General features: G+C 51.4%; 24 protein-coding genes. 3 read left to right on the plus strand and 21 right to left on the minus strand.

Translation table 11 applies throughout. The features are described from left to right. Positions 1-3: 3 nt before the first annotated feature. Both BK816_RS05550 and BK816_RS05555 read right to left on the minus strand, forming a co-directional pair. Positions 4-2,196, minus strand: coding sequence for an ATP-dependent DNA helicase RecG (locus BK816_RS05550; RefSeq protein ID WP_236842299.1), 2,193 nt, complete (start codon positions 2,194-2,196; stop codon positions 4-6). Further along, the gene (locus BK816_RS05555; protein WP_071164291.1) at positions 2,190-3,881 is read right to left on the minus strand and encodes a hypothetical protein; all 1,692 of its coding nucleotides are present in this window, start codon (positions 3,879-3,881) and stop codon (positions 2,190-2,192) included. Before BK816_RS05555 ends, BK816_RS05550 begins: the two co-directional genes overlap by 7 nt. A gap of 173 nt (positions 3,882-4,054) precedes the next feature. On the opposite strand from BK816_RS05555, the gene rpmB reads away from it, so the two are divergent. Then, on the plus strand, positions 4,055-4,246 hold the full coding sequence (gene rpmB, locus BK816_RS05560; protein ID WP_071164292.1) for a 50S ribosomal protein L28: 192 nt from the start codon (positions 4,055-4,057) through the stop codon (positions 4,244-4,246). An 81-nt stretch (positions 4,247-4,327) separates the two neighbouring features. Further along, entirely contained in the window at positions 4,328-5,698 is a 1,371-nt protein-coding gene (locus BK816_RS05565; protein WP_071164293.1) for an alpha-amylase family glycosyl hydrolase, read from the plus strand. A 34-nt stretch (positions 5,699-5,732) separates the two neighbouring features. Here the strand turns inward: BK816_RS05565 and BK816_RS05570 are convergent, their stop codons facing one another. The 8 genes from BK816_RS05570 to BK816_RS05605 all read right to left on the minus strand — a co-directional run bounded on the left by BK816_RS05570 (position 5,733) and on the right by BK816_RS05605 (position 11,735). Further along, positions 5,733-6,719 carry an endonuclease/exonuclease/phosphatase family protein gene (locus BK816_RS05570; RefSeq protein ID WP_071164294.1) on the minus strand — a complete coding sequence of 329 codons (987 nt, stop codon included), beginning with the start codon at positions 6,717-6,719 and terminating at the stop codon, positions 5,733-5,735. After that, a complete protein-coding gene (locus BK816_RS05575) occupies positions 6,712-7,707 on the minus strand; it encodes a thiamine-phosphate kinase (protein WP_071164295.1) in 996 nt (331 codons plus the stop codon). Before BK816_RS05575 ends, BK816_RS05570 begins: the two co-directional genes overlap by 8 nt. Further along, positions 7,704-8,585, minus strand: a complete 882-nt coding sequence (locus BK816_RS05580; RefSeq protein WP_083379095.1) for a TrmH family RNA methyltransferase — start codon at positions 8,583-8,585, stop codon at positions 7,704-7,706. Before BK816_RS05580 ends, BK816_RS05575 begins: the two co-directional genes overlap by 4 nt. 78 nt (positions 8,586-8,663) lie before the next feature. Further along, a complete protein-coding gene (rplT, locus tag BK816_RS05585) occupies positions 8,664-9,047 on the minus strand; it encodes a 50S ribosomal protein L20 (protein WP_071164296.1) in 384 nt (127 codons plus the stop codon). 30 nt (positions 9,048-9,077) lie between these two features. Further along, positions 9,078-9,272, minus strand: coding sequence for a 50S ribosomal protein L35 (gene rpmI / locus BK816_RS05590; protein ID WP_071164297.1), 195 nt, complete (start codon positions 9,270-9,272; stop codon positions 9,078-9,080). A 67-nt stretch (positions 9,273-9,339) separates the two neighbouring features. After that, on the minus strand, positions 9,340-9,963 hold the full coding sequence (infC, locus tag BK816_RS05595; RefSeq protein ID WP_083379096.1) for a translation initiation factor IF-3: 624 nt from the start codon (positions 9,961-9,963) through the stop codon (positions 9,340-9,342). Positions 9,964-10,229: 266 nt separating this feature from the next. After that, the gene (locus tag BK816_RS05600; RefSeq protein ID WP_071164299.1) at positions 10,230-10,970 is read right to left on the minus strand and encodes an SseB family protein; all 741 of its coding nucleotides are present in this window, start codon (positions 10,968-10,970) and stop codon (positions 10,230-10,232) included. Positions 10,971-10,979: 9 nt separating this feature from the next. Beyond that, positions 10,980-11,735 carry a hypothetical protein gene (locus BK816_RS05605; protein ID WP_071164300.1) on the minus strand — a complete coding sequence of 252 codons (756 nt, stop codon included), beginning with the start codon at positions 11,733-11,735 and terminating at the stop codon, positions 10,980-10,982. Between the two features lie 190 nt (positions 11,736-11,925). On the opposite strand from BK816_RS05605, the gene BK816_RS05610 reads away from it, so the two are divergent. Then, complete coding sequence (locus BK816_RS05610) at positions 11,926-12,162, plus strand: RNA-binding S4 domain-containing protein (RefSeq protein WP_071164301.1); 237 nt, start codon at positions 11,926-11,928, stop codon at positions 12,160-12,162. A gap of 67 nt (positions 12,163-12,229) precedes the next feature. Here the strand turns inward: BK816_RS05610 and dnaE are convergent, their stop codons facing one another. The 11 genes from dnaE to murG form a co-directional block, all read right to left on the minus strand. Beyond that, entirely contained in the window at positions 12,230-15,814 is a 3,585-nt protein-coding gene (gene dnaE / locus BK816_RS05615) for a DNA polymerase III subunit alpha (protein ID WP_071164302.1), read from the minus strand. A gap of 41 nt (positions 15,815-15,855) precedes the next feature. Further along, positions 15,856-16,782 carry an RluA family pseudouridine synthase gene (locus BK816_RS05620; RefSeq protein ID WP_071164303.1) on the minus strand — a complete coding sequence of 309 codons (927 nt, stop codon included), beginning with the start codon at positions 16,780-16,782 and terminating at the stop codon, positions 15,856-15,858. Beyond that, the gene (lspA, locus tag BK816_RS05625) at positions 16,775-17,323 is read right to left on the minus strand and encodes a signal peptidase II (protein WP_083379097.1); all 549 of its coding nucleotides are present in this window, start codon (positions 17,321-17,323) and stop codon (positions 16,775-16,777) included. Before lspA ends, BK816_RS05620 begins: the two co-directional genes overlap by 8 nt. 74 nt (positions 17,324-17,397) lie before the next feature. Then, positions 17,398-18,072 carry a DivIVA domain-containing protein gene (locus tag BK816_RS05630; RefSeq protein ID WP_071164304.1) on the minus strand — a complete coding sequence of 225 codons (675 nt, stop codon included), beginning with the start codon at positions 18,070-18,072 and terminating at the stop codon, positions 17,398-17,400. A 173-nt stretch (positions 18,073-18,245) separates the two neighbouring features. Next, on the minus strand, positions 18,246-18,539 hold the full coding sequence (locus tag BK816_RS05635) for a YggT family protein (protein WP_071164305.1): 294 nt from the start codon (positions 18,537-18,539) through the stop codon (positions 18,246-18,248). Positions 18,540-18,544: 5 nt separating this feature from the next. Then, a complete protein-coding gene (locus tag BK816_RS05640) occupies positions 18,545-18,970 on the minus strand; it encodes a cell division protein SepF (protein WP_071164306.1) in 426 nt (141 codons plus the stop codon). Between the two features lie 88 nt (positions 18,971-19,058). Beyond that, positions 19,059-19,781, minus strand: coding sequence for a purine nucleoside phosphorylase YfiH/LACC1 family protein (locus tag BK816_RS05645; RefSeq protein ID WP_071164307.1), 723 nt, complete (start codon positions 19,779-19,781; stop codon positions 19,059-19,061). Next, entirely contained in the window at positions 19,774-21,201 is a 1,428-nt protein-coding gene (ftsZ, locus tag BK816_RS05650; RefSeq protein ID WP_083379099.1) for a cell division protein FtsZ, read from the minus strand. Before ftsZ ends, BK816_RS05645 begins: the two co-directional genes overlap by 8 nt. Positions 21,202-21,342: 141 nt before the next feature. Further along, positions 21,343-22,494 (minus strand): cell division protein FtsQ/DivIB, encoded by a 1,152-nt coding sequence (locus tag BK816_RS05655; protein WP_170299670.1) that lies wholly within the window; start codon positions 22,492-22,494, stop codon positions 21,343-21,345. A gap of 120 nt (positions 22,495-22,614) precedes the next feature. Continuing rightward, positions 22,615-23,970 carry a UDP-N-acetylmuramate--L-alanine ligase gene (gene murC, locus BK816_RS05660; protein WP_071164309.1) on the minus strand — a complete coding sequence of 452 codons (1,356 nt, stop codon included), beginning with the start codon at positions 23,968-23,970 and terminating at the stop codon, positions 22,615-22,617. Further along, positions 23,971-25,068, minus strand: a complete 1,098-nt coding sequence (gene murG / locus BK816_RS05665) for an undecaprenyldiphospho-muramoylpentapeptide beta-N-acetylglucosaminyltransferase (RefSeq protein ID WP_071164310.1) — start codon at positions 25,066-25,068, stop codon at positions 23,971-23,973. Between the last annotated feature and the right edge of the window lie 7 nt (positions 25,069-25,075).

Below are 25,075 nucleotides of genomic sequence, written 5' to 3' on the forward strand. Positions count from 1 at the left end.
GAGTTAGCTCTTTTGCAGGTTGGCTCGCTCTGCCTCATCAAGTTGTGACTCAATCGCGGCACGCAGATCCGGGTAGTTAGCTAAAGTCGGATCAGCCGCTACGATTTGCCCAGCCACTTCCCTAGCCTGAGAAATAATCTCCTCATCTTTACGCACCGACAAAAAGCGAAGACGCGAACGATGACCGCTTTGTTCCACCCCGAGGACATCACCTTCAGCACGTAGCTCCAAATCAGCTTGTGCCAGCTCGAAACCATCCGTTGTCTGGGCGAAAGCATTTAGGCGTTGCAAGGAAATTTCCGCATTCGTAGTGGCATAAACAGCTAGGCACAGTCCCGGACGATTGCCTCGGCCGATGCGCCCACGTAACTGATGCAACGCCGATAAACCGAACTGTTGGGCATCTAAAATCACCATCATCGTAGCTTGGGGATCATCCACCCCAACTTCAATCACACTTGTTGCCACCATCAACGGTTTGGCTCCCGATTTGAAGTCGGCCATTGCCTGATTCTTTTCCGCACTAGACATGCGTCCATGCAAAGTAACCAAATCGATTCCTGCTAAAGCGGGCTGCTCTGCCAGTTCAGCCGCCACAGTTTCGACCGCAGCAAGTTCACCCGAGCTGGCCAACAAGGTTTGCAAATTATCTTCCCCCGAAAGATCATTCGCATCAATCCGGGGACAAACTACATAAACGTGCCCACCATTTCTAATTTCTTCGCTGGCCCGTTCCCAAATACGCTCTACCCATTTTTGATTCTCAGCTGACACTAGATGAGTAGTAACTTTGGCCCGTTGCGCGGGTGCGGCGTCAAGAATAGAGACGTCTAAATCGCCGAAGACAGTCATCGCCACAGTTCGCGGGATCGGGGTGGCTGTCATGACCAAAGTATGTGCCCGTAAGCCATCTTTCAAGGTTAAGGCATCTCGTTGCTCTACCCCGAAACGGTGTTGCTCATCAACCACTGCTAGGCCAAGATTTGGAAGTTGCACTTGCTCAGAAAGCAAAGCGTGGGTTCCCACAACAATCATGGGTTGACCTGAGGCCAAATCAGCCAAAACCTGCCGTTTTTGCGCCATCGGCAGATTGCCGGTTAATAGTGCTAGTTTCACTGACCCATCTTGGGCAAAAATTGTGCCACCTTGGGCTAGATCACCCAATAGATTCTGCAAGGTCCTTAAATGCTGAGCAGCCAAAACTTCAGTAGGGGCCAACAAAGCGGCCTGTTTGCCCGCATCAATTGCCCGCGCCATCGCCAAGAGAGCCACTACCGTTTTACCCGAGCCAACGTCGCCTTGAAGTAATCGTGAAAGCGGTGTCGTACTCTCTAATGCTTGGGAAATCTCGGCAATAACCCGCGTTTGCGCCGAGGTTAACTCCCAAGGCAAATGCGCCACGATCGAATCGAATAATCCGTTTTCTTTTGGCAACAGCGCTGGAGCCGGATGTTCCTCTCGGGCCAAACGATTTTGAGCCAATACAGCTTGGGCGATCAAGGCTTCGTCAAAGGCTAAGCGTTTACGAGCCCAATGCCACTGTGACACGTCTTTGGGATCATGAAGCGCATGCAAGGCGTCCCAGGTAGAGCCTTTCGCTGCCTGCTGGCGATACTCGTTTGGGACGACCTCGGGAAGTGTTTCTGGAGCTAAAGAAGCCAAGAAAGTTTTAATAGTTCGCGCAATTACCCAACTCGGCAGCTTGGCAGTGGCGGGATATATCGGGAATGGTTTTTGGGCGCGCTTGGCGGCCTCGGCTTCGCTCAACTCTTCGGCCGCATCATATTGAGGATGCGTTAACTGCCATTTTCCTCGGTACTGCGAAACTTTACCGGCAAAAAGATGCCGACTACCAGGGGTTAGTGCCCGCTCATGTCCAGCTAAAGCGCGCGGGTGTTTACCGAAAAAGGTAGCAGTTATTTCGGTCTTGCCATCGCTTAAAACTGCAGTAAAAATTGCCCCGCTACGATTTCGCATCGACCGAGTATGAGCGTCAACAACCTGGGCAATTACTGTAACTTCTGCCTCCTCAACCAAATTCGAAAGGTCGGTTAGTTGCCCCCATTGACCGAGCCGACGAGGTGCTAAGTAAAGCAAATCGCCCACGCTTTCGAGCCCATATTTATCGAATTTTCTAAGTTGGGCTGGTGTCATCCGCGTCTTGAGCGGCTGGTTCCAAACTGAAATCGTTACCAACTAAATTGCACCACAATCTTTTCTCGCTCAGGTTGGACATAAACCTGCAGGAAAATATTATTGCCGCAAAGCCGGGTGAGCCCAGCTTCAAGACTTTGGAATTCAAAACTATCTAGGGTTCGACCGACCAACACTCTTACTTGCATTTCCGGGGAAGCGCCACCAGCAGTCCCTTGACTCCAGGCAGCAGCAATCTCTGACCAGGCCGGATCGCTCAGGTTAGAAATTTTGGTATCTAGTTCTACTGCCGCATAGCGATCTTTCCCTAACTCGAGTTGCGGTTCCCACTGAGGATTTTCATCAGCCGGCAGTCGTTGGTAAAGACAGGCATAGTTAGCAAAATGCAGTAGCTCAAGTTCATTTTCATAATGATGCAAATGAACTTGTAAACCAGGTGGCGTCTGGTCAAGATATGGCCCCAACCAAGCTTCATCGTATTTCCCAGCAGTTAACAAAATCAGTTCATCAGTGCGGCAAGCAGCCAAAATAGAAGCTAGATTCTCGCTTTCGGTTGGCTGATACCAAACATTGGCACCAAGAGAGAGCAACTCTTGCGTTCCTGCTGGGGTCGTACTTAGGGCGACGACAGTTGGGCGGTATTCCTTCATTTGGCGAGGACGGAAGAGCGGAATGACCTTTGCGCCCTCGCTATTTCCCAGCAATTCTCCTTCGTCATTATTATCGAGTCGAATCGGAGGTGGAGAGATAAGGAGTACGTCCTTAGTCGCTCTTAATTGGGCGAGCTCCGCGAAAGGATCGGCACTTCGCCACACAATCTTGCTTTGTTCCCAGCCCCAAAGATCACTTTGCGTCACAGCCCAAAGCGGATCTTTACCGGTTAGGGCTCGTTTTACCTGCGCAAGCGCACCAGCTTGTCCTGAAAGGTCGAAGACCGTAGTTACCTGGCGGGCGGAGCGGAAGCTGACCGGCGGCGGGACACTCAAACGTGGCAAGTCAGAAAGTACCTCATCAAAATCTTCAAGTGCGGCACTTACTTGCGCCTGCGCCTTTTCATCACCAAGGTTGGTACATTTTCCAACGAAGCAACCTACTGACAGAATTAGCGCAGCAAGCAGACTTGGTTCTAGCACTACTGCCTGATCACTGCTTTGCCAATTGCCTTCACCGCTGGCTTGATCAGATAAAGAGGCCGCCGCAAGGAAAGTACGCATAGCCGCTTCCAGAATTTCGACTGACGTCAGGTAATCGCCCATTACCATGGCACTTTCCCCTAGTGCCGGGAGCGCAGTATCGAAAGCGCTGGGTAGCGAAGTCCGAATCTGTTGGGCGCTACGGGCGATAAAATCCTGAAGTTCTACCGGTGTTAGCGCTTGTTTTCCCTCGCATTTTTGCGCCAGAGTAGTGAAAATCCAGGCTAGGCGCATTCCTGCAAAACCACGCGCATGATGACGTGCAAGAGTGGCTAAATACTGGGTGTATTCTTCCAAATTTAGCCGCTCTCGAATCGCTGGCTCCATCCCAGCACGGCAGATAGCCCGCAAAGTTGTCCCAAAGCCAGTATCGAGATTATGGGCGTCGACTACCGCGAAAGGTATTAGGGCGTCTTGATATTTCTCCTCTGTCAGGAGTTTTTGGGTAGCCTCGAGTCCAGCAGCCAAATCATTTACGGTATACTTTCCGGCAGATAGATCGGTATTTTTCAGGCCAGCGTCTATAAATCCCATGCCTCTAGTTTAGCGTGGATTATTAGCGTGACGACATACACAGGGCTTCCAATTGGGATTTTCTGGCAAAATCCGTTATCCTAGTCAAGTTGCCACCGATTGGTACCTTTGATTAGGGACTGGTTGGCAGGCAGTGAAAAGATTAAAGCTTAGAAGAGATCAGGAGATTCACCGTGGCTGCTGTTTGCGACGTTTGCGGTAAAGGACCGGGCTTCGGCAAGAGCGTTTCGCACTCGCACGTGCGTACCAACCGCCGGTGGAACCCGAACATTCAGCGCGTTCGTGCCCTCGTCGATGGTGCACCTAAGCGCCTGAACGTTTGCACCAAGTGCTTGAAGAGTGACAAAGTCACCCGCAACATCTGAGTAAGACTCAAAAATCTGACCCGACTTGTGTCGGGTCATTTTTTTCGTCTTTTTTTCCTCCCCAAGAGTAGAATAGATGTCATGAAAAACGACGGTGTCTATTCGCTTCCTCCCCTTCCAGACTGGGCCTATCATGCCCAATGGTGGCATCTTTACCCCCTTGGCGCGCTTGGTGCTGACACTACCGGACAGGATTTCTCCTGCCAGGCGACTCTTCGTGATCTCATCCCTTGGCTCGATCATGCTCGCGATTTAGGTTTAAATGGTCTTGCTCTTGGCCCCATTTTTAAATCCGAGCTCCATGGGTACGACACCATCAGCTATTTTGAGATCGATCCGCGCATCGGCACCCTCGAGGACTTTACCGCCCTCGTTAATGCCGCCCACGAGCGTGGCTTTAAAATTATGTTAGATGGGGTCTTTAATCATGTTTCCAAAAACTATGAATGGCATGACACTGACCCCAAGGAATTCTTAAAACAAGCCGAAGACGGTTCCATCGCAATTTTTGAAGGGCACGGACAACTCCAGGAGCTCGACTGGAAAAAGACACTTACCCAAGACCTAGTTAAAGAAGTCTTAACGTTTTGGACCAAACTTGGGGTCGATGCTTGGCGTCTAGATGCTGCTTATGCCCTAGAGGGGGCAGAATTAGCAAAAGTGATCAGCGATTTTACCGCTCAGCACCCTCAGACCTTCTTTGTTGGCGAGTTTATTCATGGCGACTATCCCCAGATGCTTAGCACTGCTAAGCTCCAAACTTGTACCCAATATGAACTTTGGAAAGCGATTTGGTCTGCTCTCAAAGATAACAATCTCTATGAACTAGCTTGGGCTACTACCCGTCACAATGCTTTTCTAGAAAGTTTCATCCCGTGGACTTTCATTGGCAACCACGACGTAACCCGCATTGCCACCCAAGTTGGGCTACCAAAAGCGATGCTGGCCGTGGTCTTGCTAGCCACCTACCCAGGGCTACCTGCCGTGTATTACGGAGATGAACTAGGTTTCGAAGGCCTGAAGGAAGAACGCTTCGGCGGCGATGACGCAATTCGACCTCGGCTACCCCAAGAGGTGCCGAGTGACGCCGAACGGCCAGAAATATTCCGACACTACCAACAGCTACTTGGCCTTCGCCGACGCTTCCCTCAAATTGTCAATGGTCGCGTGCAGATTCTAGCTGTGGCCGGTTCAGCCTATGCTTACGCAGTGCTAGACGAGAATCAGCAAGCTGTGCTGGTAGTAGCGCTAAACAGCGGTGAACAACATGCCTCTTTACCCTTGGGCGAGAACCTGGCAAACCTGCAAAAATCCGCCCCAAATGACCAAGCGCTATTCGCCCCTCTACCCCACTTTGATTCCAGTTCCTATTTAGGGGGTAAAGACGCTGGGATAAATCAAAACACTATCGAGCTTGATCCACACACTTGGATGATCTGGCAAGCCAAGTAACGGACCTACTCAGCCTTGCCAGCTAGTATGTCTGCTACTTCGTATTGGACTGGGCTGGCATCGAAATCTCTGTCCAAATACCACGGTGGTCAGTACCTGGTACCTTAAAAACCTTAGCGCTCACTGGTTTAGCATTCCAGGTCAAGGCGTGATCGATTCTAATCAGAGGGAAAACTGAAGGCCAGGTAAAAGCTGGGAAGCTGGCTAAATCGATCGCGTCGTTTGCCCCTGCTAGCAATTGGCGGAAGGGCGGATGGGACGAGGTCGCGTTAAAATCCCCGATAGCCAAAGCCGGACGAGAATCCTCGTTTGCCCACTGAGCAATCGTCTTCATATCCTCGCGCCATTGCAAATGACCATTTTTTGATAGTGGTGGAATTGCGTGGACACCCAATAAGCGAAGAGGCCCGACTGGACTCATAATCGTCACACCAGGTAGCTGAAATGCACCATCACGGCGCCCAAAGATACTATTGAGTTCGCGCTTTTCCGCAATCGGGTAGCGCGAGAGAATCCAACCCTCAAAACCAGACTCATCATGGGGCTGCAAAGAAACATAGGGGTAGTCTCCCCGGGCACGGGCACTTATTGCGTGAGCCAACGAACCGGTACATTCCACTAAGACGATCACATCAATATCATTTGCTTTTGCTTCATGCAGCAGGCTACTAGCTTCGCCTCGCCCAAATTCCATATTTGCGGCAAGCACACGAATCGAACCAGCCCCGCCCTGAGCCGTTGGTGAGAGTAAACGGGGGCCGTAAAGTGAGGCAGTAGATACCAATACCGCTGCTAGCAAGGCGGCTAGTCCGCCCCAGCGAGGAGGCTGAATCAACCAAAATAGTCCCGTTAAAAGCAAAATCGCCGAAATGTATGGCACGAAGGTTTGAGCCGCAGCAAACCACCACCAATTCGCAGGCCAAAAAAATAAGACTAAGGCGACGACTAACCAGAAGAGAATAAACCCTACTTGAGCTGGGCTAATCCGGCTTTGTTTATATTCTGTGGGTGGATTACTCATGGGTTCCTCCAAAGTGATCCCATCGGTTCTGACTAGCAACTTTAGTGCCCGCAAGAGTAATAGTGCCTGGAGAACCCGCTAAGGTTTTTCCCCATAATTGGAAACCTTTCGGCACGGTGGCATCTGGTGGAAATAGACCCGCAAGCGCATGGTCTTCACCGCCATACAGCACCCATTCTTTTGCGTCCTTTCCTAAAAAGTCGGCTAATGGTCTTAGCGGTGCCATCGCTTGATCTAGTGCTTGAATCGAAAGTTCAATGGACACTTGGCTAGCTTTGGCAATGCGCGTGAGGTCAACTAATAAACCATCTGAGGTATCAATCAGTGCTTTCGCCCCCGCTTTTGCTGCTCTTGGTCCTTGAGCTAAAGGAGGCTCAGCACTTTTAAAAATGTCACGACATTGCGCCGCAAGCGGGCGCAGGGCAGCTGGTAGGGCCGATAGATCTTGGGCGTAGCCTTGACGGCAGAGATCCAAGCCCGCATAGCTGAATCCGAGATGCCCGGCAACCGCCACCAGGTCACCGGGTTCTCCCCCATCGCGGGTACAAGCGTTGGTCCCGTCAAGGCTCCCCATTACGGTCGCATTGAGAATGAGAGTGTGGAATCTTGAAAGATCACCACCGACGATCACAGCACCAACTTGTTTAGCGGCACTGTCCAATCCTTGATAAAAAGATTTTAGCCAGTCAAGTTCTAGCTCATTCGGTAACGCAAGGGAAAGCACCAAGGCGGTGGGGCGCGCCCCCATGGCTGCAATATCAGCTAAATTCTGCATGGCCAGACGCCGCCCAATCTGCCAAGGGCGGGACCAGTCAGCTTTAAAATCTTGCTCGCCAATAATCATGTCGGTCGAAACAACATACTGACTGTCTGGGGCAGCGATCAGCGCACAGTCGTCCCCTACTCCCACAAGGGTTTCCTGATTATGGCGGAAATATGGTGAAAGTGCTTGCAGTAACTGGTTTTCGTCTAGTTCGGCTAGTCTCATACCTGATTCCTAGCCTGAATTCTGGCAGTCGAGGAGGTCAAGATGGCAGCTGCGCTTGCGACATTGAGCGATTCAGCTAGGCCGTACATGGGAATCGAAACAAGTTGATCGCAAAGTTCTTGCTCATCGTCGGACATTCCCTTGGCTTCGTTTCCTAATACCCAAGCCACTGATTCAACCAAGTTAGGTCGGCTAAGTTCCGAGGGCGAGCATTGCGAGCGATCCAAGAGCTCATCTAAGGTAAAGCTGGCATTACCGCTGGTACCGAACACCTGGTAACCAGACTTTTTCAACGGCGAGACGATCTCGGAAAACTGTCCGGTAATAATCGGCAAGTGGAAAGTCGAGCCGGCCGCAGCTCGGATTACCTTGGGACTGGTCGGATCAACCGTCCCAGCAGTTAGGTAAACGGCTTGAGCTCCAAAGGCATCAGCGAGACGAATCATGGTCCCCACATTGCCAGGATCCTGAATCCGCGCCAAAATCACGACCATACCGGCCTCGGGAAGACTAACTTCGTCGACTTCAGCCATGGGCAACAAAGCTTTATTGACCACCGCGCAGATTCCTTGTCCATCACGGGTTATTGCGCGGAATGTTTCGGGGGTACATGGATGGACAAAGTCAGTAACTTGACGGGCAAGGCTAACTAGTTCCTTTAAGGGACCGCCAGCCAGATTAACATCAACGTAAATATCCTTGACTGCCATGGGAGCATGTAGCAGCAGCTCGCGCATGGCTTGTGGTCCTTCAACAAGGACTAACTGGTATTTCGTCCGAACCGACTTATTAGCTAATCTAGCGGCAAAGCCAATCCTTGGCGCGTTGGGATTATCCAACAAGTTAACACGATCAGAAAACAGCGAAATACCAGTCATATCTATAGTCTACTCTCGTTATGATAGAAGAAGGGCACGGCTTAATACCGTGCCCTTCTAAAAGTTAGCTAGTGATGCTCAGGCTTCTTTAGGAGCGTTTACATCAGCAGGCAAAGCAGCCTTAGCAGCGGCAACCAATGCCGAGAAAGCGGCTGGTTCGTTGACAGCTAGTTCAGCCATCATGCGACGATCAACTTCAATGCCAGCAAGGTTTAGACCCTGGATGAAGCGGTTGTAGGTCATGCCTTCAGCACGGCAGGCTGCGTTGATACGGGCAATCCACAAACGACGGAACTCGTTCTTGCGAGCCTTGCGGTCGCGGTACGAGTACACCATTGAGTGGGTAACCTGCTCCTTAGCCTTACGGTATAGGCGTGAGCGCTGACCGCGGTAACCGGATGCACGTTCGAGAACAACTCGACGCTTCTTAGCCGCATTAACGGCTCTCTTGACGCGTGCCATATCTTTATCTCCTTAAATCTGGGGTTTCGCTCACTTACCGAGCAGCTTCTTAATCTTCTTTACGTCGGCGGGAGCAACCACCTGATCGCGGGACAAACGACGAGTCCGACGCGATGACTTGTGCTCCAGCAAGTGGCGCTTACCGGCGCGTTCACGCATTAGCTTGCCACTACCAGTGGTGCGAACGCGCTTCTTCATCCCCGAGTGCGTCTTGTTCTTCGGCATTATTCTATCCTCATGTCTTTAGGTGCCCGAGGGCACTGTTTACAATTTACCGGGTTTAACCGGAAGTTCATTCACTCTTAGCAGCTCGTTCGGCGATACGTTCCGAGCGCTCGGCCTTACGGGCACGACGTTCATCTCGTTCTGCTTCGCGACGCTTGCGCATTTCGTTGACGGCGTCAGCCTTCTTTCGAACTGGTGCCAACACCATGTTCATGCGACGACCATCAATTCGTGGGCGAGCTTCTACGGTACCCTGTTCGGCTACTGCTTCAGCTACACGCTCTAGCAAACGCACACCCATTTCTGGGCGAGACTGTTCACGGCCACGGAAGACAATAACTACTTTGACCTTATCGCCACCATGTAGCCAACGAGCTACGTGACCAGTCTTGGTCTCAAAGTCATGATCATCAATCTTGAGGCGGAACTGCACCTCTTTCATTTGCGTGTTTGCTTGGTTTCGCCGCGCTGCACGCTCTTTCTGGGCATTCTCATACTTGAACTTGCCGTAGTCCATCAACTTGGCTACTGGAGGGCGTGCGTCAGGCGCAACTTCCACCAAATCCAAATCGGCTTCCTGGGCTAGGCGTAGTGCGTCTTCCACGCGAACTACCCCAACTTGTTCACCTCCGGGGCCGACGAGGCGGACCTCTGGTACCCGGATTCGTTCGTTAATACGAGGCTCAGTGATGACCTTGCTCCATTTCCGCTAAGAGTTGAAACAAATGCCGAAAGGCCTTCGGCATCTGCGCGCGAAGGCCCCACAATAGAATAAGCGCACGAATAGTGCGCACTTACGCTGTTGACCCGACACCAACTATTAAAGCAGCATCCAGGTGGGAGGAGCCTCCACTTCCGTTGGGGTTAAACCCCAAGATTTCGTAGTTAGTTTACCACTTATATGTTGAAAAAGCTGAAGATATGCTGCGGAATGCACCACAAACTTCAGCTTTTACTTTACATTGGGCTAACTGGACGAGGTTTAACTTCAAGCAAACCACAACGAGCTGCAATTTTGGCGTTTTTCTGCAACTCACCCACGAAAAGCTGCAACTGATTAGTAAATTTATCGCCCTGTGTAATATCAACGAACAGTTCTAAATCAGTACCCTTGGGGCTGGGCATCAAGCGATAACCAGTCAAAGCGCTGTAACGGGCCAACAGAGCCTTGAAATAACTGCGTAGTTCTTCATCATCCCATGGGGCCAACCAAGAATCCCCAGTGGCAAGAGCTTCTAGAGCAGGATATGGCAAAAACAGATGTTTGCGACCATTTAGTGCCAATGGGAGTTTGGTAGCGATCGCCGCCAAAGCTACCTTATCGACGGGAAGTGGCACTGGGCGAAGCTTCGGGAAATCAAGCTGCATCGTCTTTAGATCGGTATAGGCAACCACAGCTTTAACTCCACCCACGCTCTGCTGCCTTAGCAACTGAGAAATATCAGAGTTCTCACTCTCGTCATGTCCATGAGGTTGGACTGGCACCAATAACCGAGTTCCTACCAAAGCTTTACCCAGGGCACTCAGGCGAGCCTGCTCGTCAGGAATCATCAAAGCCTGCGCTACCTCGGGGTTGATTTCTCCGAGGTCGTTACCGCCGTCTCGTTGGGCTAAACGCTGGGCCAGTTTTGCCCGCTGGGCTTCGGTAAGTTCTGGCTGTTTCCCGTTACTTTGAGGCTGGGATGAAGTATTTGTCATTAGCTTTCCTTATTCCTGATTCTGGCCACGATTGAACAGACTCTTGGGGAAATCTTTCCAAGATTTGGCAATATAGCGAACTGGGCCGCGATGCTGGTGAGTGAGAGGATCGGTGCGGCCGAGCAAAATATCTTCGACGGCAGGATCCATACCAGCAATTACTAGGCCCCCAGAAATCGTTTCTCCCTCACCCCCGCGGGTGTAACGTTTAGCCGCAATCTGACCAGCAACATACCCTTCCTCATCGGCGGTAAGTGTTAGCCAAGATTGTAATGCTACAACGGTTCGACCTAGAACTTTCGATAGGGCTTTTGCAGCTTCCTCAAGTTCAGGTGCCAAAGGACGATTGGATCCTAGCAGTGCATCGAGTTCATCTTCGACCGAGGTAATATCAACCCAGACTCCCGCACCGGTGGGAATCCCTAAGGCACGTCCCTTAATTTCTTCGGCCCGCAAAAGATGATCCAAGGCCTTCCAGTTAGCCACCTCAGTCAACAAAAGTCCAACTCGCCGAGAACCGTCCTCGATTGGGCGAATCTCCTCAACCTGAGCATTGGGGTCTGCCGCAAACATGGGAATTCCGTCTTCGCTGAGCAAGATTTCTTCTTGAGAGTTAGACGAATCGGTTCGATCCTTAGGATCAGCAGAGGTAGACGAGCCGAGAGTGCCTTCTCCAGCCAACTCCGCACCGAGTTCTGCCTCAAGTTCTGGAGCGGCCGCTCCCATCAACTGTTCGAACTCTTTTTCAAAATCTCTATCAGACACTAGGTCCTCCCATCTCAAACAGGTTCTAGTTTATCGGTCTAACCTGAGCGAAACAACCCTGCACAGTAGATATTTCCGTCATTTATCCCACCAAAAGAAAGAAAACTCCTCTCCATCTCCTCCCACAAGATAGCTGTTTTTCGAGTTTTCCCTTAGGCTTGACCTTAAGGAGTCCAGTAAGGAGAAAAAAATGGAAATCATTCCGGTGCCAGTTCGTGGCACGATCAAGCTTGGCCAATTTCTCAAGCTAGCCAATATGGTTGACCAAGGCGCCGAAGCTACCGCCGCGATTGCGGCCGGCGAGATTATGGTTGATGGTCAGGTAGTTACCACTCGTGGTTCAAAATTGTCGCTTGGTCAAGTAGTTTCTTGGACCGAGGACGATAACTATGGTTGGCAGGTCGCCGAAGAAGATAGCGAATTCTAACTTGACCAGGCCCAACATTTTAGGGGCGGGCAAAACCAGTAGCAGTTTTGCCCGCCCCTAAAATGTTTTATCGTCCTCTAAAAGGCGGCCTCGCCGGTGGCGGCGTTGCTGAGGCACTCTGAGGAATCGCTCGGGTTCCTAGTAGCACTTTGAGGTCAGAGATTAACGCTTCAGAGACATCAACTGTGGTCTGATCAAGTTCCAGAGTCGTCACTTTCAGGCCATCGCGAATCTTAAGACGAACTGGAGCCGCTCCTGGATGGTTTTGTAGCACACCCAGAAGTTGTTCCATCTTGTCCCTAGTACAATCAGTCGAACGAAGTTCCAAAGTTAGTGGTCGTTCATCCGAATCGGTGCCCTCAATGGTGGTCAAAGAAGAAACCTTCAAAGTCAAGCGGCCTTCTTCTCTCGATACTTGGCCAGTCACCGAAACCACCGTGTCCTGCTTTAAGAAAGGATTGAAAGTTTCATACTGACGTGGGAAGAAGGTTACTTCCATGGCCCCAGTCAAATCCTCTAGAGTCACAGTCGCCCAGAGCATGCCATTGCGCGAGGTCCGACGAGTAACATCGGTAATCAAACCAGCAATCTTCACCGTTTCTTGATGTGCCGGACCGTCCTCGGCCTTCACGTTCGCAATCTGAATATCTTGTTCCCGGGACAAACGGCGTTCCATCCCGTTAAGCGGATGGTCAGAGACGTACAGGCCCAGCATTTCGCGTTCGAACTGCAGCTTCACCATCCGTTCCCACTCAGGTAGGTTCGGCACGGTGAAAGTGAAGCCGACTTCTTCCTCGGCCCCAAAATCAGCGAACAAATCGAACTGACCGACCGCCTCGTTCCGCTTTTGGCTAGTAACTGAATCGACTGCTTCTTCATGGCAAGCTACCAAGGCCCGACGCGAATCGCTAATCGAATCAAAAGCACCAGACTTAATCAACGAGTCAATCGTACGTTTCGAACAAACCTGTAGTGGTACCTTCGAGAGGAAATCTTGGAACGAAGTAAAAGCACCCTGTTCTTCACGCGCCTCAATGATGCCCTCAACCACATGCTGGCCAACATTTCGAATGGCCGCCATGCCGAAACGAATATCGTCACCGACCGCGCGGAAAACTCCAACCGATTCATTCACATCGGGTGGCAAAACCTTAATCTGCATGCGGCGGCATTCTGCTAGATAAACCGAAAGCTTATCCTTGTTATCTTTCTGGCTGGTTAGCAGGGCAGCCATGTATTCGACTGGGTAGTTCGCTTTGAGGAACGCGGTCCAGTAAGAGACCACCCCATAAGCCGCCGAGTGTGCTTTGTTGAAGGCGTAGTTCGAGAAAGGCACCAGAATGTCCCATAGGGTTTTAATTGCGTCCTCGGGATAGCCACGCTCAATCATGCCATCGTGGAAAGGTACGTATTCCTTATCCAGAATCTCTTTCTTCTTCTTACCCATCGCACGACGGAGCAAGTCTGCTTGGCCTAGTGAGTAGCCCGCCAGCTTCTGGGCAATAGCCATAACCTGTTCTTGGTAAACGATTAGACCGTAGGTTTCGCCCAGAATATCCTTCAGCGGTTCGGCCAGTGCTGGGTGAATTGCCTCGATTTGCTGAACGCCATTCTTACGCAATGCATAGTTCGTGTGCGAGTCTGCGCCCATCGGACCTGGGCGGTACAGCGCGCCAACCGCGGAAATATCCTCGAAGTTGTCCGGACGCATCAGGCGCAACAAGTCGCGCATACCGCCACCGTCCATCTGGAAAACGCCCAAGGTTTCACCAGTCGACAGCAGCTCGTAAGTAGCCTTGTCATCCAAGGTTAGGTGTTCCAAATCAACCGGATCTTTACCGTTGTCAATAATGTTCTGCAGGGCATCAGAAATCACGGTTAGGTTTCTTAGGCCCAAGAAGTCCATTTTCAGTAGCCCCAGCGTTTCGCAAGCCGGGTATTCGAACTGAGTAATTACCGCTTCATCTTGCGGTCGCATCATCATCGGGATGATATCGGTCAAGGTTTCACTGGACATGATGACCGCACAGGCGTGCACACCCCACTGGCGGGTCAGGCCTTCAAGACCTTTCGCCAGTTCCACTACCTGCTGGGCATCAGGGTCTTGCGCATGCAACTTACGGAATTCTTCGGCCTCGGCATAACGCTTATCCGTGGGATCGAAGATACCCTTAACTGTAATGTCCTTGCCCATGACCGAGGGCGGCATCGCCTTAGTCAGCCGCTCCCCCATCTGGTACTCATAACCGAGGACTCGCGCGGAGTCCTTAAGCGCCTGCTTGGTCTTAATCTTGCCGTAAGTGACCACCTGGGCGACCTTATCGGCACCATATTTTTTGGTCACATAGTCGATAACCTCACCACGACGACGTTCGTCAAAGTCGACGTCGAAGTCGGGCATGGAAACACGTTCTGGATTCAAGAATCGTTCGAATAGTAGACCGTGCTCCAGCGGATTGAGATCCGTAATTCGCATAGCGTAGGCCACCATCGAACCAGCCCCAGAACCACGGCCTGGTCCAACGCGAATACCTTGGTCTTTAGCCCACTGAATGTAGTCTGCCACGACTAGGAAGTATCCTGGGAAGCCCATCTGGGTGATGATGCCGACTTCGTATTCGGCCTGCTTGCGCACTTCGTCTGGAATCCCGTTGGGGAATCGGTAGTTGAGGCCCCGTTCGACCTCGGCCACGAACCAAGAATGCTCGTCTTCACCTGGCGGCAAAGGGAAACGAGGCATGAAGTTGGCCCCTTCCTTCACCGTCTTGAACTCGATCTCACACATGTCCGCGACCAGCAAGGTGTTGTCGCAGGCTTCAGGAAGATCACGGAAAGTTTCGCGCATTTCTTCGGCGGTACGAATGTAGTAGTCCGAGCCGTCGAAACGGAAACGATCAGGATCGCTCAAGCGCGAACCGGTCGAGATACAGAGCATCGCATCCTGGACGTCGCGTTCATCGCTATTGACATAGTGCGAGTCGTTGGTCGCCAATAAAGGCGCCCCTAGTTTGCGAGAAAGCTCAAGAAGTTCGTTTTGAACCCGGCGTTCAATTTCTAACCCATGGTCCATCAGCTCGACGAAGAAATAATCCTTGCCGAAAATATCTTGGAGTTCACCAGCTTCGCGGTAGGCCTCTTCAATCTGGCCGAGGCGCAGGCGGGTCTGGACGGCCCCAGAGGGACAACCAGTAGTACCAATCAGACCATCAGCATAAGTTTCAATTAGTTGGCGGTCCGCCCTCGGCCATTTACCCCATTGGCCTTCCAAAGAGGCTCTAGAGCCGAGGCGAAACAGATTGTGCATGCCAGCGGTAGTCCGTGCAAGCAAAGTCATGTGGGTATACGAGCCACGTGCCGAGACATCGTCACCAGCTTCTTGCTGGGCGGTGGTACCCCAGGTGTGGCGGGTACGATCATGGCGGGAAGTCCCCGGAGTAACGTAAGCTTCAAGGCCTACGATCGGTTTAATGCCGACGTCCTTACAAGCTTGGTAGAACTCGAAGGCGCCAAAAAGATATCCATGGTCGGTAATGGCCACTGCTTTTTGCCCGATATCTTTGGCTCGCTGAACCATTGGTTTAATGCGTGCCGCTCCATCGAGCATGGAAAAGTCGGTGTGACAGTGCAGGTGTACAAAATCGCTAGTGGCCATGGGGATATTCTAACTGCCCAAGGCCATCTAAGCAGTCTCGATTACTTCGCTGCTAGCGCTAATGCGGCCTCTAGATCTGGGGCGAAATCTGCAGAAAATGAGCAGTTTTCGCCGGTAACAGGGTGTTTGAATGAAAGTTTAGAAGCGTGCAACCATTGACGATCGAGGCCTAAAGCTGCGCTCAACTTGGGATTTGCTCCGTAGGTGCTATCCCCCACACAGGGATGGCCTAAAGAGGCAAGATGAACGCGAATCTGGTGAGTGCGACCAGTCTCTAAGCCAATTTCCAATAAGGTGGTTTGGGGAAATTTCTGGATCTCTTGATAATGAGTGATAGCTTCGCGTCCATCGGGACGGACCGCCATTTTGTAATCTTTGCTTTGACTGCGACCGATCGGAGCAATGATGGTTCCCGCTGCTTGCGGTAAATGGCCTTGGATTAACGCATGATAAATCTTGTGTACGCGACGTGCCGCAAAATCTGCTTGAAGGCTTTCATATGCTTGTGGGGTTTTAGCTACTACCAACAAGCCCGTGGTAGCCGCATCCAAACGATGGACAATCCCGCGACGCCACTGATCGCCAGGGGTATTTATCGTCATCCCCTGAGCTAGCAGTGCTTCCAAAACCGTCGGGCCTTCCCAGCCTTTAGCTGGATGCGCGGCCATCCCTACCGGTTTATTAACTACCGCTAGATTTTCGTCTTGATAGACCACGGGCAGCTCAGCTTCCTTAGGAATCGCCTGCAGCTGACCAGGAAGTGCGATTTTGCCGGTGACGCTTTCATTCCCACGTAAGCGGTAGCTTTTCTTTACTGGGTTATCATTCACCAAGATTTCGGCCTCGGTGATAGCTTTGGTGACAATCGCACGAGGAAGATCTAACTCTTCAGCCAAAAATAAGTCTAAACGGCGCGTTTCATGGCTAGGGATTAGGCAATCGATCTCGATCAATTCAGGATCACTCATGATCGAGTTCTTCCTTGGTAGCTACCGTCTTCGGCGCTGCAGTGTTTGTAGTTGCCGCCTGTGCTTTAGCTACAGGTTCAACCCCAAACAGTGTAAAAGCAATAATGGCAACTGCGCCAATAAAAATATAGATATCAGCAATATTGCCGATAAAGAACCCGTGGTAGTTCAAGAAATCTACCACGTGACCATTCCCCCAGCCTGGCGCCCGGAACAGACGGTCAATTAGATTGCCGAGGGCACCAGCGGCGAAGAAACCTAGCGTAATAATCCAAGCCGAGGAAACAATCTTGGGTAGATAGTAAAAAATAGCTCCGAGAACGGCTAATGAGATCAGGGAAAAAATCCACGCTTTGCCAGTACCTAGAGAAAAAGCGGCACCTGGATTATGAATCAATTCTAGGGTGAAATAATTGCCGATTAGCTTGACCACTTGCCCCTGCCCGAGGGCATTTAGTGCCCACACCTTGCTTAACTGGTCTACCAAGGTAGCAACAATAAAGATTCCCCAGAAAGTCGAAGTTAGGCGTTTACGCGGCAAGTTCTGTCCCCTTTTGTTTGATCGTAGATATAGTTTGACGGCGACCCCATGGAGCCGCCGTCAAACTAAAAGAATCAGTTCTGTGCGCCCGATTCGAGGTTGCCAAGTAGGCCCTCGAGGTGGGTACGAATCTGAGAGCGGTAATCGCGTTCGAATACCTTGAGTTCTTCGATCTTGTTTTCCAAGGTGGAACGCTTGGATTCGAGATCTGCCAGAACGCGGGTGCGCTCTTCTTCAGCGCCCTTAACGATTTCAGTTGCCTGTTCACGCGACTGAGCGATAATGCGATCGCCTTCTTCGCGGCCATCGCGAACGTATTCGTCGTGTACGCGCTGAGCCAATGCCAACATGGCGGTGGCAGATTCTGGTTCTGCCGTAGCACCAGCTGCGGTAGGAACTGCAGCAGCAACCGGGGCAGCCTCTGGCTGAGGTTCTGGCTTCGGCTCTGGCTTTGGTTCCGGCTTGGGCTCTGGTTCTGGCTTAGCTTCTGGTTCTGGCTTCGGCTCAGGCTTGACTTCAGCCTTTTCCTCAGCAGCAGGAGCGGCAGCCTTGCCTTCTCCAGCTTCTGCCAAGCGACGTTCAGCGTCCTCAAGTTTGGCCTTTAGCTCAGTGTTTTCTTCCTGCAAAACGACCATCGATTCGATGACCTTGTCAAGGAATGCATCCACTTCGTCCTGATCGAAACCTTCACGGAATTTCGTAACCGTAAACGAGTGGTTTAGAATCTCGTCAATCGTGAGTTGCGCCAAAGTTGTTACCTCGTATTGTCAGTCGTATCTCTGCACTTGCATCGATATCTTCTTATCTTGGACTCCAACCCCGGCCCCAAAAAAGACACGAGCGGTTGGCTCTCAATAGGCAATCTTACACGCATTCGGCTAAAAGTCGCGAGAAAATACCTATCTTTATGAAATTTCTTCAATCAGCTAAGCATAAATGCTACAACTAGTCGCTGTAATAGCCCCACGATTACCAGTAGGATAATCATGCCTAAATCAAGGGAAATATTACCAAAACGGACCGGTGGCACTATTTTTTTAAGCGCATTTAGCGGCGGATCCGTTAGTGCGTAGCAAATATTGCCAAGAGTACTCATAAATGCCCCTGGCACCCATTCTGGGTTAAACATTCGAATAATATCCAACACGAAGGTTGCGATAATCACGAGTGTGTAGAGCCAGAGTAGGAAAAGTAAGACACTTCCAATCGTTTGCATTAGATTTACCAAGGTTCCCTTGCTAGCGGCTGGCCTTCCCCATCAACGATGCTGACCACCTGCGGGCTAAGCAAATATACTTTCCCGGTGACACGTTCGAAATGAGCTTTAAGGGCATAAACTACCCCAGAAATAAAGTCTAAAGTCGAAGACTGATCTGATACCGGCAAGTCAGAGATATTCACGATAACTGGCACGCCAGCAATCAATGAATCCGCAATCGCGAGGGTATCCGAATCTCCGTAGGTACGTGGCCGGACAGTCATAATCCGAGAGTAGTCGACCATATCCTCGGAATGAAGCTGCACCAGTTCCCCGCCCTCTTCGTATTCGGCGTACTGATCCCCGTCTTCGTATTCCAGTTCTTGATCTTCAAACTCAGGCTCTGCCAAGTTCATTTTGCCAATTGCGCGCATGAACATGTTTGCCATAGTAATTCTCCTAGCTAGGTACCCAAAGCATGTAGCACCAGAATATGGGGATTTGTTAAGTTTTGTAGGTATCCGGCTCGGCGCGTTGCTAAGAAACGATAATTCCGCAAAAGCGACCGGTTACACCATCGCGTCGATAGGAATAGGATTTAGCATCGCGATAAGTACAAATATCAAAATCGTAGGCGACCTCGATTTGGGCCTGTGCTAACTGGGCTTTGACCACAGCCCTAAGGTCTAGTGCAGGGGTGCCTTGTGGTGTCTGGGCTTTTCCTTGCGGCCAGCGGCTCACAAAGTTTTTATAGGTTTGTTGGTCAACCTCATAATGGCGAGCGCAAATAGCTGGCCCAATCGCTGCCACGAGTCTACCTGGTGCTAGTGACCGAATTTTATTGGCACACTTGGTGACGATATCTAGCTCGCATCCTTTGCGCCCTGCGTGGATTGCGGCCACCCACTGATGATCCCAGCTAGCCAACAAGATTGGCAAGCAATCAGCCACCATAACCGCAGCCGCATAACCATTAGCTACTAAAGCGTCAGCCGTTACTGGTGTTTGCGTTGGAGCATGTGGCGGGGCAAAAACGGCAATATGATCACCGTGGACTTGATTCATCCAGGCAATGGGCACTTGCGCCCAGTCCTCCAGAGCTTCACGATTAGCCTGCACCCTTTGCGGCGAATCGCCCACATGATCCCCTAGATTAAAGACGCCATAAGCCGGATCATTGGCAGTAGTAAGAATTGCGGACGTGCCGCCTTCCCGGTTGGTGAAGGCGGCACGATGACCACAAAGTTGAAACTCAGTCATTGCGGTTGCGTAGGAAGTAAGGGATGTCAGGTTCGTCGTTTGGAGTTTCGTCGAAAATCCGAGGACGACGCAAGCTGGCGGTCCCCAATCCATCGGCAGGTGCAAATAGATCTGCGTCAGAACGTTCCTCATAACGTGGTTCCGGTGCAGCAGCAGGAGCTGGTGCTGGTGGAACCTCAGAGTTGTTTAGACGCGAAGGAGCGCTCACAGGGGAACGATGACGGGAACGAGATAGATCAGCGTTAGGCAAAGTCCCCATGGAACGTTCACCGTAAGGATCACTCTCATTCAAACCGGCAGCTGGTACTCCCGCAGGACGTGCTGGTGGTGCCACGACTGGTTCTGGTTCAGCAGCAACCGGCTTTGCCACCGGAGCGGCCTCGGCTGCTGGCTTAGCAGTTGGCATCGAACGTGCACTGTTTGCTTCTGCCTGTGGTTCTTCAAAACCGGCAGCAATCACGGTCACGCGCACCACATCACCCAAGGAATCGTCGATGACGTTACCGAAGATGATATTGGCTTCTTCGTGAACCTGTTCCTGCACCATTTGAGCAGCACGAGTGATTTCGTGAATGCCGAGGTCGGATGCCCCTTGGAAGAATAGCAAAACGCCGATAGCGCCGTTAATCCGTGCTTCAAGCAATGGGGAGGCGATAGCTTGTTCGGTAGCTGCCATGACACGGTTTTCACCAGTGGCTTCACCAATACCCATTAGAGCCGAACCAGCATCCTTCATCACAGACTTAACGTCGGCGAAGTCGACGTTAATCTCACCGGCGGTGGTAATCAAGTCAGTAATACCTTGGACGCCAGCTTTAAGTACTTCATCGGCCTGACGGAAAGCGTCTGCCATCGACAGGTTCTGATCGGAGCTTTCAAGCAAACGATCGTTAGGGATCACGATAAGGGTGTCAACATTTTTGCGAAGTTCTTCGATGCCAGCACTAGCTTGCTTGGCACGACGCTTACCTTCGAAGGAGAATGGGCGTGTCACTACCCCGACAGTGAGGGCTTCTAGCTCACGGGAAATCCCTGCCACGATAGGTGCTGCCCCAGTACCGGTACCGCCACCTTCACCAGCAGTTACGAAAACCATGTCAGCCCCAGTAAGAGCCTGTCGGATCTCGTCAATATGTTCCTCAGCGCTCTTCCGACCGACTGTAGGATCGGCACCTGCTCCAAGACCACGAGTAAGCTCACGACCGATGTCAATCTTGACATCAGCTTCGGTTAGCATCATGGCCTGCGCGTCGGTGTTTACGGCAATGTATTCCACCCCAGTGACGCCAGCGTTAATCATGCGGTTAACTACGTTACCGCCGCCACCACCAACGCCCACTACCTTGATTACGGCGTTGGATACAGCGGTGACGCCGCCGCGTGGATCGTTGTATCCACCAAAGTCTAATTGATCTGTCATTTTCCCTATCTCCCCTCAACCTTAAAGTTCTACTTGAAGGTCAAGTATTTGCTGCTCAACTGCGCGCAAAAGGTAAAGGTTTATCAGACAAGTTTCAAGGAGATTTGGCGGCGTGTTGGAAAAGACAAAAAAGTCTAGCGATTAGTTAGTCACCGGTGCCGTCGGGGTGGTGAGATCGTAAACTTTTGCTGGGCGCTGCAACATAACTTCTAGGACCTTGGCCTTTAGCGCGGTATTATCCCGATCGCCCCATTTAACCAACACTTTATTGTCTAGCTCAAACTGAATATTAGTAGGCGAAAGAGCTCGAACAAGGCGTACTTTTTCTCGCAACGGCGGAGGCAGTTCACTTAGGACGGCAAGAGCGGCAAGCTTGGTTCGTTCCCGATCATCCTCCGATTTAGTCTTCACTTCAAGGAGAGGAAGAGGCAAATCTTTTCCAGGCAGATATTCTAGGAGGACGCCATCATTGTCGATGGGAATACGCTTCTCTTTTTGCATCACGATGGCAACGGGTTGACGCTCGCTCACCGTTAAAGTGCCACTACTAGGAAGATCTTTTTCAAAAGTAGCACTGCTAACCCAGGGTAACTGGCTAATCTGATCTTCCACTTCCTTGGTGGACAATAAAATCAATGGACGGCGATTAAAACGCTCCATTTCAGCTCTCAACTGGGTGATTTGAGCAGGAGCAACCTTCCCCTCAACAATCACACTCTGAGAGTTTAAAGAAATCAGAGTGGAAAATAGTAGTGCCCATACCAGTCCAGCAATCAGTCCAATCGTAGCAAGTGCACCAAGTAGATAAAACATCCATTGCCGACGCTTTGCCCGTGCTTTTTCCGCAATCCTAGCCGTTAAATCGGCGGGAGCACTAAGCACCTTTCCGCGCGAGGCAAAAAGATCGGGGGCGATAATCGCTTGGTCATTCTTTTGGGCAGGCGCCAAATCCGATCCTGCCGGCGGAGTTGGTGCCAATGGGGCTAAATCGCTCGGTTGATTTTCCGAGGAAACAGTCTCGGATACTTGGTCCTCAACCAGAGGTGTGGGGACGACTTTAACGGTTTGCCTCACCGGTTTTGGCGCTACTTCAGGTGCCAGATTTTCAACGGCTGGCTCGGTTTTCGCTTTCCCCCATTTGGGTAATAAGGTTTTTCCTTTGGCCCACCAAGAACGCGAAAGTGCCGCTAAATTCTGGCTAGACTTGGGGGTTTTCTCCTCAGCTGGCCGAAAGTTATCGGAAACCGTTGGGCCCATGTCTGCTACGGGTTTCTTAGAGGCCGAACGGTTCACTTGGGCAGATTCCGACCTAGGTCGAATGGCACCGGGACCTTGCGGTTTCGGTGCGGGTTTTGCGCTACTGCTTTCGTTCGAGCGTAGGGGCTTGGGCCGAGGTGGGCGTTTCATTAAGCGTTATCCTCGCTGTGCCAATCGTTCGAGGAGCATCGGTCCAATCTGAGTAACCGACCCGGCACCCATCGTCACCACCACATCTCCTGGCTGGCATACTTCTGCTAGTAGTTCAGTAGTTGCCTCTAGGTCACCAGAGGGTTGCAAGCGTGGATCTAGATCGGTAATCGTGCGAGCATTAATATCTTCCCGGTAGGCTTCGCGTGCCCGATAAACATCGAGGACAAAAGCCAAATCAGCTTTGGCTAGCTCTTGCGCGAATTCTTTCGCAAAATTGTCGGTACGACTATAGAGGTGTGGTTGGAAAGCAATCACCGTGCGACCATTTTCTTTGACCACACTTTGCGCCTGTGCCACTGCCATCTTGACCTCACTAGGGTGATGGGCGTAGTCATCGAATACTCTGATTTCATTGACCTCACCTTTAAAGTCAAAACGGCGAGCGGTCCCACTAAATTTACCGAGGGCGTCAGCTGCCTCTTGAGCTTCAACTCCAAGCTGTCGAGCTACGATCCAAGCTGCCAAAGCGTTGAGGGCATTATGGACACCACCAACTTCTAGCACCACCTTAGCCTGACCTAGGCTGCCAGTAATCTCAAACTCTTGATGGTTTCCCTCGACTACTCGATTCGTAAAGTTAACGTCTGCCTCGTCGCTCCCATAGGTGATAACTTGGCAGTGGTCATGTAGCTGTTTTGCTAGGGCGGAGCTAGCCTCATTACCTTGGTAAATCACGGCAGTGCCGTCTGCCGGTAAGAGCTGAGCAAAATCAGAAAAAGCGGTCTTAACTGATTTGAAGTCACCGTAAAAATCTAGGTGATCGGGTTCAATCCCCGTGATAACTTCGATCGTAGGCTGATAGTTCAAGAAGGAACCGTCGGATTCATCGGCCTCGGCAACAAAGATATCGCTCTGCCCTAGGTGAGCGCCGCTATCGAAACCTTTAACTACCGAACCCACCGCGAAAGAAGGATCTAGTCCGGCCGCAGATAAGGCCACGGAGATCATGCCGGAAGTGGTAGTTTTTCCATGTGCGCCAGCTACGGCAACGAAACGCATCCCACTAGCCGCTAAGGCTAATGCTTGGGAACGGTGGATCACTTTTTGTCCATTCTTCCGCGTCTGGGCCAGTTCTGGATTGTTTTCGCGAATTGCAGAGGAAACTACCACGATGGCGTCCTCGGGAACTTGATTTGCTCGATGCCCCACATAGGTCTTGATACCGACCTCGGCTAGCTGTGATAGGACAGGCGAATCGGCCCCATCTGAGCCAGTTACTTCCATCCCTCGTGCCGCCAGAAGACGCGCCACCGGGTTCATGCCAACCCCACCGATTCCAATAAAGTGAAACTTAGTCATTTAGGCAACCTTCCGTACTAGTTGGGCAAATCGTTGTGCCGCATCCTGCACACCACAGCTGGCGCTAGCGAGGCTGGCAGTGGCTAATTCTTGAGGGTTGGTGAGCCAAGGCCAAACCACCTCAGTCAAAGTTTGGGCCGAAAAATCTTTATCGAGGACGAGCTTGGCTCCCCCAGCAGCGACCACATCTGCCGCGTTAAGCTTCTGCTCGCCATTACCAATCGGCAGAGGTACATAAACGGCCGGCAGACCCAAGGCGGTCATTTCTGCCACTGTTCCGGCTCCCGAACGACAAACTACCAGGTCAGCAATTGCCAGTGCTTTTTCCATTTCGGGTTCGTACTCTTGCACCCGATAGTTTGGTAGATGCGCAGTTAGTCTTAGTAAATCGCTGGCTTTGCCTTTGCCAGTAAGATGCAAAACCTGCACATTCTTGGGCAGAGTCCCTAAGTTATCGGCAAAAACTTGATTGAGGTGGGCAGCTCCCAAAGAACCGCCGGTGACCAAAAGGGTCGGCAATGCCGGATCAAAACCATAATGCTTAGCAGCTTCTATCCGAGCAGAACTGTCGTCCTCGGCCTTTTGCTTGACTAGCTGTCCAATCGCAGGACGTAAAGGTAGTCCGACTACTTCAGTGATTCCAGCTTTTGCTTTTAGTGGAGTTGAAGCAAAGGTCAAACCAAGTGCTTTAGCGAAACGCGCACCAAGACGATTAGCTAAACCAGGGCGGGCATTTTGCTCATGAATAGCAATGCTGATCCCCATTTTTCGGGCAGCCAAATAAAGTGGAGTTGAGACGTAGCCACCGAAGCCAACAACCACGTCAGGTTGAAAATCACGGCAAATCTGTTCACAACGCTTAACTGCACGCGACAAGTTCAAGGGAACTTTTAACAAATCAAGGCTCGGTTTACGAGGCAAAGGTACCTTTGGAATGTACTCTAGTTTCACGCCAGCTGCGGGTACCAGCTCAGCCTCCAAACCACTTTGGGTCCCTAACGCGAGTACCTCATCACCCCCAGCTACTAATGCTGCCGCAGTTGCCAATAGTGGGTTAATGTGTCCGGCGGTTCCCCCACCGGCTAGTAGTACCTTCATTCGTCCT

Source organism: Boudabousia tangfeifanii (genome assembly GCF_001856685.1).
GTDB classification, from domain to species: domain Bacteria; phylum Actinomycetota; class Actinomycetes; order Actinomycetales; family Actinomycetaceae; genus Boudabousia; species Boudabousia tangfeifanii.